Below are 14,830 nucleotides of genomic sequence, written 5' to 3' on the forward strand. Positions count from 1 at the left end.
GCATACGCTCAATCATCAGGTCATTGCAGGCGGCAGCCGGCCTAGACAGAACTTCCGGTGATCGTCAAAAGCCTGGCCCGATCACCGTTTCTCGCTGATATACAAATAACGATCGACAAGGATTTCACTTTTCCCAAGCCGTTTCTGATAGACTTCCCTTCTTTCATGCACTCGCTGCGCGACTTTTTGCGAGGGTATGTTTTCGGGGCTTGTGATGCTAACCACTCTGCGCAAACCGAGGCTGTGAAATGCGTGGTCCCGGCAGGCAAGTGCCGCCTCGGTCGCCAGACCCTTTCCCCAAAAATCGCGCCACAAGTGATATCCTATTTCGGGCTCGAGACCCGCAGGGGTTTCCTGTAGGGTAATTCCACAATCCCCGATGACCTCCCCGGAGGCTGCATCGACGGCGGCCCAAAGGCCGAAGCCATGCCGATTGTAGCTATCGAATGCGAGCTTGTGAAACCATGCATCGGTTTCCGAGGCTGACTTGGTGCCCGGATAAAACTGCATGCATATCGGATCGGCATAAATCCTCCCGAGCGAGACCAGATCGGCTTCTTCGATCCTGCGTAAATGCAGCCGTTCCGTCCTTGCAATAATTGACAAGCTACACTCCTTCATTTCGCGGTATTTTCTGTTCCACAGCCCACGGATCAACGTGACGCTGACCAGATTGCTCAACCGACACTCTTCTTCCGCGCCTCACACAAGTGGCTCGGCGGAAGCCGCACGGTATTCTCCCTCGGCGGCAAGGCCGCTCATATGGCTTAACCCACCAGACAGTTGATTGGGGCGGATACCTCTGCCAGTCTTCGCCCGGACCATTTGATTGGAGGAGGTTTTCATGCGTTTATCCCTGCCTTGTATCATTATAGCCAGTTTCATCGTAAGCGGACCCGCCATGGCTTTGGATTTACCTGCGGCACCACCGGGTGATCGTCCTTTGAACCAATTCGTCACTGCCGTCGAAAAAGATGGGTCAATCACCTTCCGCCTTTTTGCACCGACCGCAAAGGCTGTCTCGGTGGTTCTCGGACAACGCAGTCCACTGGAGATGAAGAAGACCGAGGACGGTTTGTGGGCAGTGAAGAGCGAGGCACTGAAACCCAATCTCTACGAATATTACTTTAATGTGGATGGCTTCCGCAGCATCGACACCGGCACCAATTCACCCAAACCGCAACGCCAGGTGAATACGAGTCTCATCCTTGTGCCCGGCAGCATCCTCGACATCCGCGACGTTCCCCATGGTGAACTTCGCCTCGTGACGATCCCGTCCAAGGCGCTGAAATCCCAGCGCCAAACTTATATCTACACACCACCCGGTTATGGTGAGACCTCCAAACCCTTGCCGGTGCTTTATCTCTACCACGGTTTTGGAGACACGGTCGCTTCCTGGGTCAGCCAGGGACGTGCACCGCAGATTCTCGACAACCTGCTGGCGGAAAAGAAAATCGAGCCGATGATTGTCGTCATTCCCGATACCGAGGCCGATATTCCCGAAGCGATCCCCGAAAACTTCCCCGGAGCCGACCGCCGCAAGAACTTTTACCCCATCAATGCCGCGGCGGTTGACCGGGAGCTGATGGAGGACCTCATCCCCTATATGAAGCAGCACTATCGGGCGCGTGATGATGCGGACGGACGGGCCGTCGTTGGTCTCTCTCAAGGCGGATATCAGGCACTTGTCTCTGGCTTAACCCACCTCGGTACATTCGGCTGGATCGCCACTTTCAGCGGCGTTTCCACCACGACCGTGCCGAACGAAGCTGTGGAAGCCACACTCAACGATCCGGAAAAGATCAATACCATGCTGCGCAACTTCACCGTTACCGTCGGGACAGGGGACGAGGTCACGGGCAAGGATATCGCCGGTCTCAAGACGATACTGGACGAGAAAAAGATCGAGCATGATTACGTCGAATATAAAGATCTCAAGCACGAAATGGACGTCTGGCGCCCTTCGCTCGCGGCCTTTCTGGAGAAGGTGTTCAAGGAGTAATTTCGTGCATCGATTGGTTTAGGAAGCGGCCTTCTCTGGCGAGCCTGGGCGATACCTGGGGTGGCAACCGCGCTGCTTTGGGGTATCGTCACGGTTCAGGCAGCAAGAGAGACTGCGGTAAGGGCCTTGAGTGGCTTTATGGCGTTGTGGCTCGCGTTCATGGTCGGCGGCTTCTGGTTCGGATACTGGATCAAACAGGGAGCAATTCATCAGGTTCACATGACCCTGTTGATCATCAGTATTCTCTCCATAGGATATGTTGCCAACCGGCTGCTGGAACAGCCACGGCCCGAATAATCGATTTGAGCCATTGAGCGAAACAGGCAAAAGAGTTAAAGCTTCCGTCAGGTGTAGATATAACGCACGAAGGACCGGACATTGCCCTATAAGATGCAGATTGGCGAACTGGCGGCACGCGCGCATGTCAGCCACCGTACAATCCACTATTACGAACGGATAGGACTTTTGGCCCCCACCGAGCGGGAAGGAGCCGGCTATCGCTATTACGATGAGACGGCGGTCAAGCGTCTGGAAAAAATCGCAGTTCTGAAAAGCCTCGGCCTCAGTCTCGATGAGATCGCCAGTGTCATCGATCTGTATTTCTCAGACGGGACCGGTATTCGTGGAAAGACAAAAGTTCTGGAAATTCTCGAAGGGCAACTGACGAAAACAAACGCTCAACTCGTAGAACTCAGCTCGTTCAAAACCGATCTTGAAGCGAATATCGAGCGAATGAAGATGTTGATAGCGCAGGCCCGTACCTAATCAAGTCAATGGCTAGAATAGCTAGCGCTTAAATCTACACCTGATGTTAAGTTTATTTTTATGGTAGACAGCCCCAAATCGGAGTTCAAGTTATGACAGTCCGACACGCCAGCCTTCTCATACTCCTGATGTCATGCGGTTTTCTGGTCGTTGGCCAGCTCTATGTGACGATACCGCTTGTGGCCGATATCGCAGGCCGGTTCGGTATCACGCCAGCGAACGCTGTCCTGTCCGGTTCGGCCTTCGGATTCGCTTATGCGGCCGGTTTTCTGATCTTTGGATCGCTGTCCGATCGCTATGGGCGCAAGAGGGTTATTCTGGCAGGTCTCATTGCAACGGCCGTGGCAACATTTCTGGTAGGGTTGGCGCCGAATTTCGCCATGTTGTTGAGCGCTCGCGCAATTCAGGGCTTTGCCGCCTCAACATTTCCACCAGCCGCATTGTCGTTGGTAGCCGAAGAGCTGCCGCCGCAACATCAGCCCCTGGGCGTCTCGCTGATGAGTTTCGCCTTCCTCGGCGCGGCACCCCTTGCGCAGTTCTTCGCCGCGCGATCGGGCGGTGGTCTGCCAATAATCATGTTTGAACTAAGTCCTTTCTACCTGATCGGCGCCGTTGGATTGCTCTTTGCCGCAAGGAGTGGTGGCAATGCCCAAACAGCGCAAACGAGGAACTCGGAATCCCGATTGATACAGTTGCTGCGCGATCCTCTCATTGTGTCCGGATGGGCGGCGGCGATTACGGTGCTGTTCGGTTTTGTCGTGTTCCATGCTGGCGCTCAGGCGCTTGGCGGCGAGGCCGGTATTGACCTTCAGACACTCCGCCTGATCGGGTTACCGCCCCTGCTTCTGGCTTTTGCGGCTGCTCCGATGACGCGGCGCTTTGGCCCCATGCTGACGGCACGTTTGGGCTTGATCATCGCAGCGTTAGCCCTTGTGGTCGCCGCAGTTGGCGGAGTGGTGGCATTGACTGCTGCTTCGGTAGTCCTGTCGGGCGGTGTGGCTCTGGCCGTGCCGGGACTGATCGCCACGGTCGCGGGGCGTGCCACGAACGTTAACCGCGGGCTGGCGCTCGCCATCTACAGCTTCTGTCTGTTTCTCGGTGCGAGCTTCGCGCCGCCCGTCACGCAATGGCTCGTCGGTTTCGGCTTGTTGCCACTTTGGCTCCTGCCTGCCGGACTTCTGCTCACAGCCGCTATCGGCATCACCGCCACAAACCGCCGTCCACAAACTGCAGCTCAGCATTGAAAGAGGAGATTGTTATGCCTCGTACCCTGTCCGCGATAGCCGCCACCGTCCTCGGTCTCATTGCCGGTAGCACCGCCACCTCCCTGGCGGATACGAAGAAAGGAAATGCCATGACCGCTGCAAGTCCCGTAATCGAATCTGCCGATGCCATCGTCGCCAAGATCATACCAGCCGGTTACGCTGAAATCGCACAACGACGCGTGACGGTAGACGGCGAAGGCGCGCAGCTTGTCCGCTACGAAAGGGCTGACCGCCGTAACGCCGACCTTGGAGGCGAGCACTTCAGCGTCGTCGTTGCAGACGATGGCCGCCTGAAAGGTTTCACTCGCATGGACCTTAATCTGGTCGGTGGCCGCTTGCCGTCACGGGAAGATACCCAGAAGATCGCCATGGATTTCCTGCGATCCTCCGCGCCGGACCTCCTGCCGGGAATGAAAATCAGCTGGATCGAACCGCATGACGAACCACTACGCGCCACGCGTAACGGGCGCACCGAGAACCTCACTCTCACCGGTATGAAAGTGAAGATGCGCAACAGTGTCGATGGCCGTTGGATGTGGGTGATCGTCGGAGCCGAGCGCAAAGTCATGGTGTTCGAGCGCGATATTGTCTGGGTGACATTTCCGGGCCACCGCAAGACCGAAAAATGGCTGCATGATTCCTGGTTGGCTGAACAGGGACACAAGGTTCGTCCTTCCTGAAAGATACAGAAGAAAGGAATACTGGAGATGGGTGCAATCGTTGTTGTAGGTGCCGCCCGAACGCCGGTAGGAGCGTTCAACGGGGCCTTTGCGAGCGTTGCTGCGCATGAATTGGGTGCTGTGGCTATCCGAGAAGCCTTGGTTCGAGCGCATGTCGAAGGCGCGGAGGTGGACGAAGTGATCCTTGGCCAGATCCTTACAGCCGGGCAGGGGCAAAACCCGGCGCGTCAAGCCTCAATGGCCGCGGGTTGCCCGGCTGAGACCGCAGCCTGGGGACTCAACCAGCTATGCGGCTCTGGCCTTCGTGCCATCACGCTTGGCCTGTAACAGATCAGGAATGGTGATCCCGGATCGTGGTGGCGGGTGGACAGGAAGGGACCGCGCCAAGTTCGTTGGTGAAACAAATAAATTTGGTCAGTGGAATGCCAAATATTTATCAAAAACAATCATGTATAAGAGATTAAAGAGGTATCTTATGCGTGATTTTATCACCGAAGACGCCATCTTGAAGTACCTCACAGAACAAATAGATGATTTGATACCCTTGGTAAGTTTTGCCCACCAAGCGAGCGGGTTGCCTTTTTGAAATAGCTTTTGGAAATGGTTCATGCGGCAGTAAAACAAATCTGCGCCGTCAATCCAAAGCTGAAACCGACGCTTGCCAATTCAAGAATGAAGATACTGTCCGGATATCCCGGTTTCGCCGGATCGGCTTTCCAGTTCGGTGCTATGAACTGCTGCAATGCAATGCGCCCCTTGCGCCTGCTTTACCGCACTGAAACTGCTTGGCAATATTGGTGTTGTCGACAGCGGCGGGGTTGTGCAGTAGTTCACCTTCAGACGTGCCGGTGTTGTCCCCAGACATAAAGCGACAAGGCCGTAAACGACGAGCGGTAGCGCACTTTCAATGCCACGGGCCAATCGGCCCGGGCTGTAACGAAAATATCGTGACATGTGCCGCCCTCACACAACAAGCAGAAAGGCTGCAGGTAGTGTGTGGGTCTCGTCCGCGCCTTCCACCGAAATCTGCAAGGTCCGGGAACCCGAATGGGTAAGTGCCGGCACAACCATGTCGAAATGGACGGCTGTGCAGTTGCTCGGATAGCTGGTGCCGGGAACGGCATAAGTCACCTTATTGAGGTGACGGTGGCCTTGAACGCTGTGTCAACGGCCGTTCCCACGGCATTAAGAACGCAAACTGTCACAGTTTGATTGGACAATACGCCTGTCGTGGTCACCAGTTGGCATTTTTGATCATCCAGATCAAGCAGACCATGCGGACGGCAAGCGTTGATGACCGTCCGCATGGATTGAGACTCAGGCCGCGTCCAGGGACAGCTGTGAAGACAGTGCGATCTTCTTGGCGGCAACGAAATCCACCTTGCCGGAACCCAGGACCGGCACGGTGCCGACATTGACCTCGGCTGGCACCATCATATCCATTGCACCCTTGGCCTTGGCAAAGATTGCGAAGTCGGCGCGCGTGGCATCGGGTGCGTCGGTCAACAGGATCAGACGCTCGCCTTTCTTGGCGTCCGGCACGGCAGAGACAACCGAAAGGCTGCTCGGCCAAAGCTGGCCCGCCAGGGCTTCCACTGCTGCGAGCGAAACCATTTCGCCGCCGATCTTGGCAAAGCGCTTGGCGCGCCCGCGAATGGTGACGAAACCATCCTCGTCAATGGTGACGATATCACCCGTGTCGTGCCAACCCTCTTCCAGCGACTCGATCACGCCGGGATTTTCGGCCCTGAGATAGCCAGCCATCACATTGGGACCGCGAATGAACAGGCGACCGCCTTGATCGATGCCGGAAACCGGTTCGAGCTTCCATTCCATACCCGGCATGATCTTGCCGACAGTACCGGAGCGATTGAACATGGGCGTGTTCAGCGAGATCACCGGCGCGGTTTCGGTGACGCCGTAACCTTCCAGAATGCGCAGGCCGAACTTTTCCATGTAGCTTTCGCGGGTCGACGGCTTGACCGGTTCAGCACCCGAAAAGATGTAGCGGATCGAGCGGAAATCATAGGGATGCGCCGTGCGGGCATACCCGTTCAAAAACGTGTCGGTGCCGAAGATGATGGTAGCATTAGACGTGTAGATCAACTCCGGCACGATACGGTAATGCAGCGGCGACGGGTAAAAATAGACCGGCACGCCAGCGACCAGCGGCAGAACGGTGCCGGCGGTCAGCCCGAAGGAGTGGAACACCGGCAGGATATTGAAAACCTTGTCACCGGAATGGAAGTCGATGCGCGATGCCGCCTGCGCGGTATTCGACAGGATGTTGCGGTGGGTCAGCACAACCCCCTTCGGCGCGCCTTCCGAACCGGAGGTGAAGAGGATGACCGCAGTGTCATCCGCCTTCTGTTTCACCAAGGGCGTGTAGCGGTGCAACAGCCCCTTCAATTTTTCGAAGAGCGTAACCGTCTGACGCAGATCGTCCAGCCAGACGAAAGTCACGTCTTTTTCGAGCTCGGCAATGATCGGTGCAAGCTTACCCTGTGTCACGAAGGCACGCGAGCACAGGACATGCTTGATCTCAGCCGCCTTGCAGGCCGACACGATGTTGGCGGCACCGGCGGTGAAATTGAGCATGGCCGGAACCTTGCCCGCGGACATGACGCCGAGCAGGGTGGCGGCAGTGCCGTTGGCATTTGGCAGCATCACGCCAAGCGTCTTTTCATTCGGGAACATCACCTTGAACCTGGCGCCCAGAACGGCGGCGCCGGTGAGCAGCTTGCCATAGGACAAGGAACCGCCGATCGGGTCTTCCACCGCGAGCTTGCTGCCGCCCCTATCCCGTGCCGTCTCGATGATGCGTTCCAGCACCGTAAGGTCGGTATTGGTGGTCCTGAACATAAGCGACGACATGATCCTATAGAGCGCCGCACCGGCCGCCACGCGCCGCTTGCGGCCCTTGAGATCGGCAGGAACTTCGAGCCGCACCGGTTCAAGGATCGTCACCTTGACCTTGGGAAACAGGCGCAGACGCACCTGCCCGGCGAAAAGTCTGGAGAAATAGCTCTTTTCCAGACCATCGATACGGACGGGCACGATCATTGAGCCGGTCTTGTCGGCCACCATGGCGGCACCATCATAGACCTTCATAAGCGTGCCGGTGACCGTCAGGCGACCTTCCGGGAAAATACCGATCGCATTACCGTCCTGAGCCACCTTTATGAGCGAGCGGGTCGCCATCGGCTTGGTCGGATCGAGCGGCAGGAATTTGCACATCTTCAGGAACGGGCGCACCCACCACGCCTGGGCGATCTTGTAATCGACGGCAAAGACAGGCTCCTCATCGGTGATGGCGAGCGCCAGCGCGCCGTCGAGAAAACTGACATGGTTGAGCGCGATGATCGGAGCACGGCCGGCCTTGCGGATGTTTTCCAGACCCTCGACTTCCAGCCGCATGAAGGCGCGGAAGAGGATCGAGATGAAATCGCGGAAAGCATTGGTTGGCAGCGTCTTCAGCATCAGCCAGGCAACGCCGATATTGATAGCGGACAGGCCGAGTATGATCAGCGGAACCGACATGCCGGCGGCCTGCAGGACAGCGACGAGCGCCAGACCGATGGTGATGAACAGGGCCGACAGGACATTGGCGCCGCCGATGACGCGGGCACGGCGTTTTTCATCCGCCCAGGTCTGCATGGCCGCAAAGGTCGGCACGGCGAGAAAAGCGCCGCCGATCGCCATGCCTGCGAGATCGATTGCCACGCGAATGGTTTTCGGTCCGGCGAAGAAGGCGGAAATCGTCTCCGCATGCGAAGTGGACTTCAGGCCCCAGAGATTCCAGGCGAGATCCATACCGAACAGCGCGACGATGGCAAGGCCCACGGGTGCCGGCAACAGAACGACGCGACCGGCCGACATCCAACCGGCAATGGCGGAACCGACAGCAATCGAGACCGCGAAGATTCCCAGATAGGCCGGCACGACCAGTTGGGAGCCGCCGAGGATTTCACTGACCATGATGGGCAACATCGACATGATGAAAGCGCCGACGAACCAGAACCAGCAATTCATCAGGGCGGAGCGCCACACGCGGGTGTCCTCGCGCAGTTCCCTTACCAGCGTCATGCTGGACCGCAGCACATTTTTGTCGATGACCAGAGAAGGTTCCCGCGCACCGGTGCGCGGGATCATGCGGGCCGACACCCAGCAGAGAACCGACAGAACCATCATCATCGGCCCGAATATCCAGATGGTGTTGCCTTTGGAAAAGGCGAGTGCGGCCACGATCGTGCCGGTCAGGATGGCGATGAAAGTGCCGCCTTCGATCCAGGCATTCGCCTTCGGCAGTTCCCGGGTTTCGAGAAGGTCCGGCAGGATGCCGTATTTGATCGGTCCGAACAGCGCAGAGATGACGCCGAAACCGAACAGGGCGGCCATCAGCACGAAGATGGATGAAAAAGCGATGCCGACAACCGAGATGGCGGCAATGCCAATCTCGGCAAATTTCAGCCGCTCGGCCATCTGCGCCTTGTCGTGCTTGTCGGCAAGTTCGCCGCCAAGGGCGGACAAAAGCAGGAAGGGAGCGATGAAGATGCCGCCTGCAAGCGTCACCAGCGCTGCGCCTTCGGCGGCCATTGTCGCCAGAATGAGGAAGACAAGTGTCTGTTTGAGGAAGTTGTCGTTGAAGGCGGACAGGAATTGCGTCCAGAATAGCGGCGCGAATTTCCTCGTTTTCATTAGACTATCGTGCATGACGCTTTCCTTTGTCGATCGCGACTGTCATGCCACGGAGTTGTTATGTAATAGTTACAGATCAAAACAACTCCGCAGCATCGTTAAATATTGCTAACTATCGCTGTCGCGATTGAACTTAACTAGCAACTTTTCGGTCTTGGCGTCCTCGATCTTCCGGATCAGCTTTTCCGATTCCGAATTGTCACGCAAAGTCTTGGTAATATTCACCGTGGTCTGTACCAGCATGAGTATGCCCATGGCGAGATAGCCCTTGCCCCACAGGTCGAGCGGCATCATCCAGAGGCCGAGCGCCAGCATGAAGGCGGCGGCGCCAAAAGAGATGTAGGAGAAGCTGACCCAGCTGGCGGAGTGTTTCTGAAAACTGTCGTTCATAATATTGATCCTTAATAAGATTTAGAAAAATGGTGTTCAGACGGTGGCGTCAAGACGGGTACGGAGACGTGCCAGCACGTCATCCGCAGAAGAGCGAAGCGGCGCGCCGCATCCGGCCTCCGCCAGACGTTCGATCAATCCGGCGGTGCGGGACGGACCCTCCATCTGCTTGAGAACGGCAGACACCGTGTCGGTCTGCTTCTGGCGGTCGCGCAGACGTTCGAGTGTGCGTTCGGCATCATCCAGCGTCGCAAGGCCGACGCCGGAGGCAGCATGGTCGACCTTCTGGGCGGCATCGGTGGCGCGGGCCAGGCGCTCGCCACGCTGCAGATCCTTCAACCGGCCTTCCGCCAGACGAACGGTCGCCTTGAGCTTGGTGATGGCGCCAGAGAACTGTGCCAGAGCCTGCTCCGATGCGGTGCGTTCCGCCTCAAGGAAGGCGATCGCATCCGCGGCATCCCGCGCCAGGCCGTCATTTCCCTTCAACAATGCGGCCAGGGTGCGTTCTTCCAGATCCGAGATCCGCGACAGGATCAGCGCATGCTGGCTACGTTCCTTCTCGTTCTGGGCAATCGCGACGGCCAGCGCGTGCTGGGCCGATTGAATGGATTGGGCTGCCTCTCTGATTTGCTGGGCCAGCAGAGGAATGGCATGCCGATCCGTCGCTGCCTGTTCCGCGGCATGAGCCTTGCCGCGTAGAAGTGTTGCAATAAGGTTGAACATCAAACATCTCCGGTTTATGAACACTGTTCACGAACAAAGATGTGCCACGAAAATGAACGATGTTCAATAATTATTTTGAACGATGTTCATAATTCTGAAAAGGATGGTTAACATGGGTCGCCGGGAAGAAAAACGGGAATATCTGAAGGCGAGGCTGCTTGAATCGGCACGGGATCGTATTGCGCGCGACGGGCTTGGCAATCTGCGCGCCCGCGACGTGACGCAGGATGCCGGTTGCGCGCTTGGCGGCCTTTATAGCGCATATGCGGATCTTAATGACCTGGTCATTCATGTGAACTCGATGACGCTGAAGGCTCTTGAGCAATCGCTGGCGCTGGCCGAGGTTAAGGACAGGTCGCCGGCGGACCGCCTGCGCAATCTGGCGCAGGGCTATCTCAAATTTGCGCTTGCCAACCGCAACCTGTGGAAAGCTTTGTTCGACCACTATCTACCGGAAGGCACCCCTTCTCCCCAATGGCATCTCGACGAACACCTCTTTCTGTTGAGTATCATTGCAGAGCCTCTGCAAGAGTTACAGCCGGAGATGAGCACGGAAGACAGAGCAGTGCGTGCTCGCACCCTGTTTGGAGCGGTCCACGGTATTATCAGCATCACGCTGGAAGCACGCTTCGTTGGCCTGCCACCGGAACGGCTGGAACGTGAACTCGATGAGTTCATTATCATGATTGCCGCTGGTGCAGCGTCCCAGCGCGAGACCTGAAAAATTACAGGTCAATCCAGATTGATGCCATCGATGCCTGATGGCGTTGCGTTCTCTCCTGCGGTTTAAAACCCTGAATAGTTCTTTATGGCCTGCACATAAACTGCAAACGCCATAGGCATTCTGCCCGTTTGACAAAGCACCTTATCCCAGACCCCTTCACCTTCCCCAACTGCCCTGCCGTCTTCTCACAGAGAGCTGGTGGATCAATGAAGATTTCACGCTGACAAGCGAACCCTGCCCGCAGTCACTTCCCGTGGCGGCCCACATATCTCCGGTTCCAGTAAAGCGAGTTTCAAAGATGCAATTAACAAACGCTGAAAACACCACCTCACACCCCTCGCTGCTCTTCACGATATGCTCGATCAAATCGAGTTTCAGCGTGTCGCCCTGGCAAGGGAGGCTTTGGGTCATTGAAATCCCGTTCGTCGCCGGCGATGGCATTGAGGAGATATCGGACCGGGGGAGTCATTCGCGCTGTAACCGACCAGAACCAGATGAAAGATTCGTGCCGCGTCATAAAGGAAAGACGTAATCTGGTGCCGCCGTAGGTAGAAATCCCCGAAGTCCTGGTCCGTTAGTATGAGTGCTGAGCCTTTCTCGCTCTTCCATCGAAGTTTTCCGTGGATATGCAGGACCCCACCGAAGTCCGTCCTTCTGCTTGGATTGGGAATTTCGCCGAGCGCGAATGACGTGGCGGTCACCCGCTCGCTTTTGGCAGCCTCCGATAAGAGGCGATCAAAGTTAGTCGTCGCCAGGAGCGTTTGACCGAACCGTTGCCCCAGGTGAATGAGTGCGTTGTGGATCGGGTTGGGTGACCTCGTACGCGCCAGCACCTCGCGCGCAGCCCTTCGCATCGTACTTTCTTCGCTCGGGTCGCCGTCCAGACGCCGTTCCAGCATTCCCAGAACAACGTCGTATCGCGGTGGCAGAAGAACTTCATTCGGTGCGTTGTGCGTCTGAAAGAGTACCGGGGACGTTTTCCCAGGTCGCTTTCCTAGTGGTCCAAATCGTATCGATGGCCGCCGCGACTGTCGGATCGACTTTCCGATAGATGTCAGCAACGGGACCTCCGAAATCAGGCAGGGAGGATGGGACGGGATAAGACGCTCCAGCACCGACGATGAACAGGACGTCACCGCGGTCTCGTGCCAGAAGCAGATATTCCGGCAAGCCTGGAAGACCTTTCCCAAGGTACACTTCTTCTGACATGTTTCCCCCAATCCACCCGACCTTCGAACGCCCGTAATACATAGAGGTGCGCGCGGCAACTCTATGGAACTGCGATATTCTTGAAGGCAGGATATCGGGACACGCTTGGGCCCATCACGGATATCGGCAATTGCGCTACGGGTTTGATCCGCGACTGCCAAGAGGCACATGAAGTTCTACAAATGGACTGCTGCACTGTTAGGCGGTCATGCTTCGAGCTAGTGAATAATGGGCTGACGATTGACGATCTCTATGGTTTCCTGTCCACAGATCCCAATGATCTAGTCAAACCGATCCATGAAAAGGCAATGCCCGTTCTGCTATTAAATAAAAATCTGGATGCGCGCGCCTTGGGATGAGGCGAGAGATCTTGCGCGACCCCTTGCCGAAAGCGATATCACCCTGATTGAACGTGAGCCTTACGGGTCATAGATCATCTCAAAGACGGGAGAGAGCACCCAATCACAGCCGCTTCCGTAACTGTTTTCGGCGGTTTCGCAATCGGAGCTCTAAGGACCTGAAAACCCATCTGCTTTCACAGATGGGTCCCCACTTCGGGCGTCTTCTATTGAAGGCGAACGGGAGCTACCTCTTTGATGGCATCCCATCTCCCGGCTAGAATACCGAAACCGAACCGGAGGCGCAATGACTTCCCTTGCCGTAGCGATCGCGCGTGACTCTCGCGGGCCAACTTCTCTTTATCTCCTTACGGACAGCCGCATAACATGGGCCGAACCTACAGAGCGTTGGGACGCGGGAAGCAAGACCTTCGTATCCCCGGGAAGCGCTGACGTCTTTGGATACTACGGTGATGCCCACTTCATGCCAATGGCTCTCAGTCAGGTGATGAACCTGATAGCGTGTGGCGTTATGGACCTTACCGCAGCCACTGCCGAAGAACGCCACACGACCATGTTGGCTCAGCTTAAAAACTCACTGGGCCGAATTTCTACCAAGCACGTCTTGGACATGACACTATTCCATGGCGCACGGGAGGGTGACGGAATGGAATGCAAATTTCGACTGTGGCGAAGTACCTATAAGCCAAAGTTAAAGCGCTGGCACGGCGAGGAGTTGGCGATTGAAGACCGGTCATACCTTGCCAGAGTCGATGGAGCTGGCAAACCGACAGTAGAGAAATTTGAAGCTAAAGCCTCCGAGAAACCAGCATCAGGTACGAGCCGCGCGGCAATCAACGCGTTTTGTGAAAGCCTCGACTCAGCGGCGGGCCTCCTCAATTGGTGGGCCTTTGGCGAATTGGACCAGCCAGACAATTTGGATTTTGCTGGAAGGGACGCTTTTACATAGCAGGAATGGAGTATCCCGCCTCAGCGGGTCGCGAGGAAATTCTCTGGTTCAACGAGTTCTTTGAGCATTGCGATCCACAAACAGGTCACCGCCGGGTAGGTGGTCCGAGCCATAAAACGTCTCTTACGAGATAGGTGTGGTCACGGCTACAATCGTCCGCCGACCGGCTTGGGTTACCTTCGTCGTCGTCGGGAAATCGCCGCAAGGCCCCTGACTTCCGCAATGCCGACGCATGCAGTGACCACAACGGCAACAGCAGCAATGATTTTAGACATATCATACTCACCCCGCCGATCCTTCCTTCCTTTGAACGACAGGAAGTCCTCCATGTACGCAGTCTTTCCTAGCAGGCTTCCCTGATATTGACCCACGTCGCGGCTGAAACCACCCCACTCGATAAGTGCTGGGCGACGGATTCGGCTGAGGTCAGGCGCGTCGCAACCTTGCAGCCTCGATCAAGAAGGAACCGGACGAGCGCCAGCGCATTTCCGGGGAATTGAAAGCTGCGGAACAGGAACAGCGCCAGATTATTCGGCAGATCAGCGACCGTGCGGCTGAGGGTCGCCCGCGTCTCGTCGCCCTTGACGATATGCTCGACACGCTTGAGGAACGCCGCGCTGGCGTCGAGGCCCGGCTGAAGCAGGCGCCGGCGGAAGAAGATTTCGGGGAGGAGATCAAGAAGCTGAAGGCGGAAGTCAGCCCCGAAGCTGTCGAGCTGATCATCAACTCGGCATTCTATTACCTGCGCGAACACGCCGATACCGAGACAAAGCAGCCCTTCATCAACCTCGTACGCCAGTTCATCCAGAAGGTGATGATCGGCAAGACCCCGGGCCACCAGCCCGCATCCCTCGAAGTCCACGGCCGCATCGCCAGTATCCTCGCTGAGATGGAAGCCGCAACGATCCTGGAGAAGCTTCGCGCCGGTAAACTCGACACTGCGCAGAGACAAAAAGCTCCTGGCTGGTTAGCTCGAGGAGTTTTATTGATTTGGTTGCGGGGGCAGGATTTGAACCTGCGGCCTTCAGGTTATGAGCCTGACGAGCTACCGGGCTGCTCCACCCCG

At 56.7% G+C, this 14,830-nt stretch carries 15 protein-coding genes and 2 pseudogenes; 10 read left to right on the forward strand and 7 right to left on the reverse strand.

Annotated elements, in window-relative coordinates:
* Positions 1-81: 81 nt before the first annotated feature.
* Positions 82-621, reverse strand: coding sequence for a GNAT family N-acetyltransferase (locus JZX88_RS25115; protein WP_206915112.1), 540 nt, complete (start codon positions 619-621; stop codon positions 82-84).
* 208 nt (positions 622-829) lie between these two features.
* On the opposite strand from JZX88_RS25115, the gene JZX88_RS25120 reads away from it, so the two are divergent.
* The 7 genes and pseudogenes from JZX88_RS25120 to JZX88_RS25150 all read left to right on the forward strand — a co-directional run bounded on the left by JZX88_RS25120 (position 830) and on the right by JZX88_RS25150 (position 5,298).
* Positions 830-2,002 (forward strand): esterase, encoded by a 1,173-nt coding sequence (locus tag JZX88_RS25120; protein WP_246753552.1) that lies wholly within the window; start codon positions 830-832, stop codon positions 2,000-2,002.
* 60 nt (positions 2,003-2,062) lie between these two features.
* Entirely contained in the window at positions 2,063-2,299 is a 237-nt protein-coding gene (locus tag JZX88_RS25125; RefSeq protein ID WP_206915098.1) for a hypothetical protein, read from the forward strand.
* A gap of 81 nt (positions 2,300-2,380) precedes the next feature.
* The gene (locus JZX88_RS25130; RefSeq protein WP_201101289.1) at positions 2,381-2,767 is read left to right on the forward strand and encodes a MerR family transcriptional regulator; all 387 of its coding nucleotides are present in this window, start codon (positions 2,381-2,383) and stop codon (positions 2,765-2,767) included.
* A 92-nt stretch (positions 2,768-2,859) separates the two neighbouring features.
* The gene (locus JZX88_RS25135; RefSeq protein ID WP_206915099.1) at positions 2,860-4,011 is read left to right on the forward strand and encodes an MFS transporter; all 1,152 of its coding nucleotides are present in this window, start codon (positions 2,860-2,862) and stop codon (positions 4,009-4,011) included.
* Positions 4,012-4,025: 14 nt separating this feature from the next.
* The gene (locus tag JZX88_RS25140; RefSeq protein ID WP_206915100.1) at positions 4,026-4,712 is read left to right on the forward strand and encodes a hypothetical protein; all 687 of its coding nucleotides are present in this window, start codon (positions 4,026-4,028) and stop codon (positions 4,710-4,712) included.
* A gap of 27 nt (positions 4,713-4,739) precedes the next feature.
* Positions 4,740-5,036 (forward strand): annotated as a pseudogene (locus JZX88_RS25145) (acetyl-CoA C-acetyltransferase); the annotation flags it as partial.
* 13 nt (positions 5,037-5,049) lie between these two features.
* A complete protein-coding gene (locus tag JZX88_RS25150; RefSeq protein WP_206915102.1) occupies positions 5,050-5,298 on the forward strand; it encodes a hypothetical protein in 249 nt (82 codons plus the stop codon).
* A 19-nt stretch (positions 5,299-5,317) separates the two neighbouring features.
* On the opposite strand, the gene JZX88_RS25155 is transcribed toward JZX88_RS25150, so the two are convergent.
* The 4 genes from JZX88_RS25155 to JZX88_RS25170 all read right to left on the reverse strand — a co-directional run bounded on the left by JZX88_RS25155 (position 5,318) and on the right by JZX88_RS25170 (position 10,523).
* A complete protein-coding gene (locus tag JZX88_RS25155) occupies positions 5,318-5,455 on the reverse strand; it encodes a hypothetical protein (protein WP_162883115.1) in 138 nt (45 codons plus the stop codon).
* A gap of 574 nt (positions 5,456-6,029) precedes the next feature.
* Complete coding sequence (locus JZX88_RS25160) at positions 6,030-9,425, reverse strand: acyl-[ACP]--phospholipid O-acyltransferase (RefSeq protein WP_206915103.1); 3,396 nt, start codon at positions 9,423-9,425, stop codon at positions 6,030-6,032.
* 93 nt (positions 9,426-9,518) lie between these two features.
* Positions 9,519-9,800 (reverse strand): YiaA/YiaB family inner membrane protein, encoded by a 282-nt coding sequence (locus JZX88_RS25165; RefSeq protein ID WP_065116655.1) that lies wholly within the window; start codon positions 9,798-9,800, stop codon positions 9,519-9,521.
* A 36-nt stretch (positions 9,801-9,836) separates the two neighbouring features.
* Positions 9,837-10,523: a PspA/IM30 family protein gene (locus JZX88_RS25170; RefSeq protein ID WP_206915104.1), complete on the reverse strand. Its 687-nt coding sequence runs from the start codon at positions 10,521-10,523 to the stop codon at positions 9,837-9,839.
* A 112-nt stretch (positions 10,524-10,635) separates the two neighbouring features.
* Here JZX88_RS25170 and JZX88_RS25175 point away from each other — a divergent pair, with 112 nt between their 5' ends.
* Positions 10,636-11,244: a TetR/AcrR family transcriptional regulator gene (locus JZX88_RS25175; RefSeq protein WP_206915105.1), complete on the forward strand. Its 609-nt coding sequence runs from the start codon at positions 10,636-10,638 to the stop codon at positions 11,242-11,244.
* A 410-nt stretch (positions 11,245-11,654) separates the two neighbouring features.
* Here the strand turns inward: JZX88_RS25175 and JZX88_RS26480 are convergent, their stop codons facing one another.
* Both JZX88_RS26480 and JZX88_RS25185 read right to left on the reverse strand, forming a co-directional pair.
* The gene (locus JZX88_RS26480; RefSeq protein ID WP_206915106.1) at positions 11,655-12,146 is read right to left on the reverse strand and encodes an SIR2 family protein; all 492 of its coding nucleotides are present in this window, start codon (positions 12,144-12,146) and stop codon (positions 11,655-11,657) included.
* 37 nt (positions 12,147-12,183) lie between these two features.
* The gene (locus JZX88_RS25185; RefSeq protein ID WP_206915107.1) at positions 12,184-12,456 is read right to left on the reverse strand and encodes a hypothetical protein; all 273 of its coding nucleotides are present in this window, start codon (positions 12,454-12,456) and stop codon (positions 12,184-12,186) included.
* Between the two features lie 221 nt (positions 12,457-12,677).
* On the opposite strand from JZX88_RS25185, the pseudogene JZX88_RS26245 reads away from it, so the two are divergent.
* Both JZX88_RS26245 and JZX88_RS25190 read left to right on the forward strand, forming a co-directional pair.
* Positions 12,678-12,888, forward strand: a pseudogene (locus JZX88_RS26245) (hypothetical protein); the annotation flags it as partial.
* A gap of 213 nt (positions 12,889-13,101) precedes the next feature.
* Positions 13,102-13,764 carry a hypothetical protein gene (locus JZX88_RS25190; RefSeq protein WP_206915108.1) on the forward strand — a complete coding sequence of 221 codons (663 nt, stop codon included), beginning with the start codon at positions 13,102-13,104 and terminating at the stop codon, positions 13,762-13,764.
* Positions 13,765-14,830 lie beyond the last annotated feature (1,066 nt).

This window comes from Agrobacterium sp. OT33 (assembly GCF_017313365.1).
In the GTDB taxonomy this organism is placed as follows: Bacteria; Pseudomonadota; Alphaproteobacteria; order Rhizobiales; family Rhizobiaceae; genus Agrobacterium; species Agrobacterium rhizogenes_A.

Coding starts and splice junctions, on each gene's coding strand:
- JZX88_RS25115 (WP_206915112.1), bottom strand. CDS start 621: ATGAAGGAGTGTAGCTTGTCAATTATTGCAAGGACGGAACGGCTGCAT.
- JZX88_RS25135 (WP_206915099.1), top strand. CDS start 2,860: ATGACAGTCCGACACGCCAGCCTTCTCATACTCCTGATGTCATGCGGT.
- JZX88_RS25140 (WP_206915100.1), top strand. CDS start 4,026: ATGCCTCGTACCCTGTCCGCGATAGCCGCCACCGTCCTCGGTCTCATT.
- JZX88_RS25150 (WP_206915102.1), top strand. CDS start 5,050: ATGGTGATCCCGGATCGTGGTGGCGGGTGGACAGGAAGGGACCGCGCC.
- JZX88_RS25160 (WP_206915103.1), bottom strand. CDS start 9,425: ATGCACGATAGTCTAATGAAAACGAGGAAATTCGCGCCGCTATTCTGG.
- JZX88_RS25165 (WP_065116655.1), bottom strand. CDS start 9,800: ATGAACGACAGTTTTCAGAAACACTCCGCCAGCTGGGTCAGCTTCTCC.
- JZX88_RS25170 (WP_206915104.1), bottom strand. CDS start 10,523: ATGTTCAACCTTATTGCAACACTTCTACGCGGCAAGGCTCATGCCGCG.
- JZX88_RS25175 (WP_206915105.1), top strand. CDS start 10,636: ATGGGTCGCCGGGAAGAAAAACGGGAATATCTGAAGGCGAGGCTGCTT.
- JZX88_RS26480 (WP_206915106.1), bottom strand. CDS start 12,146: ATGCTGGAACGGCGTCTGGACGGCGACCCGAGCGAAGAAAGTACGATG.
- JZX88_RS25185 (WP_206915107.1), bottom strand. CDS start 12,456: ATGTCAGAAGAAGTGTACCTTGGGAAAGGTCTTCCAGGCTTGCCGGAA.
- JZX88_RS25190 (WP_206915108.1), top strand. CDS start 13,102: ATGACTTCCCTTGCCGTAGCGATCGCGCGTGACTCTCGCGGGCCAACT.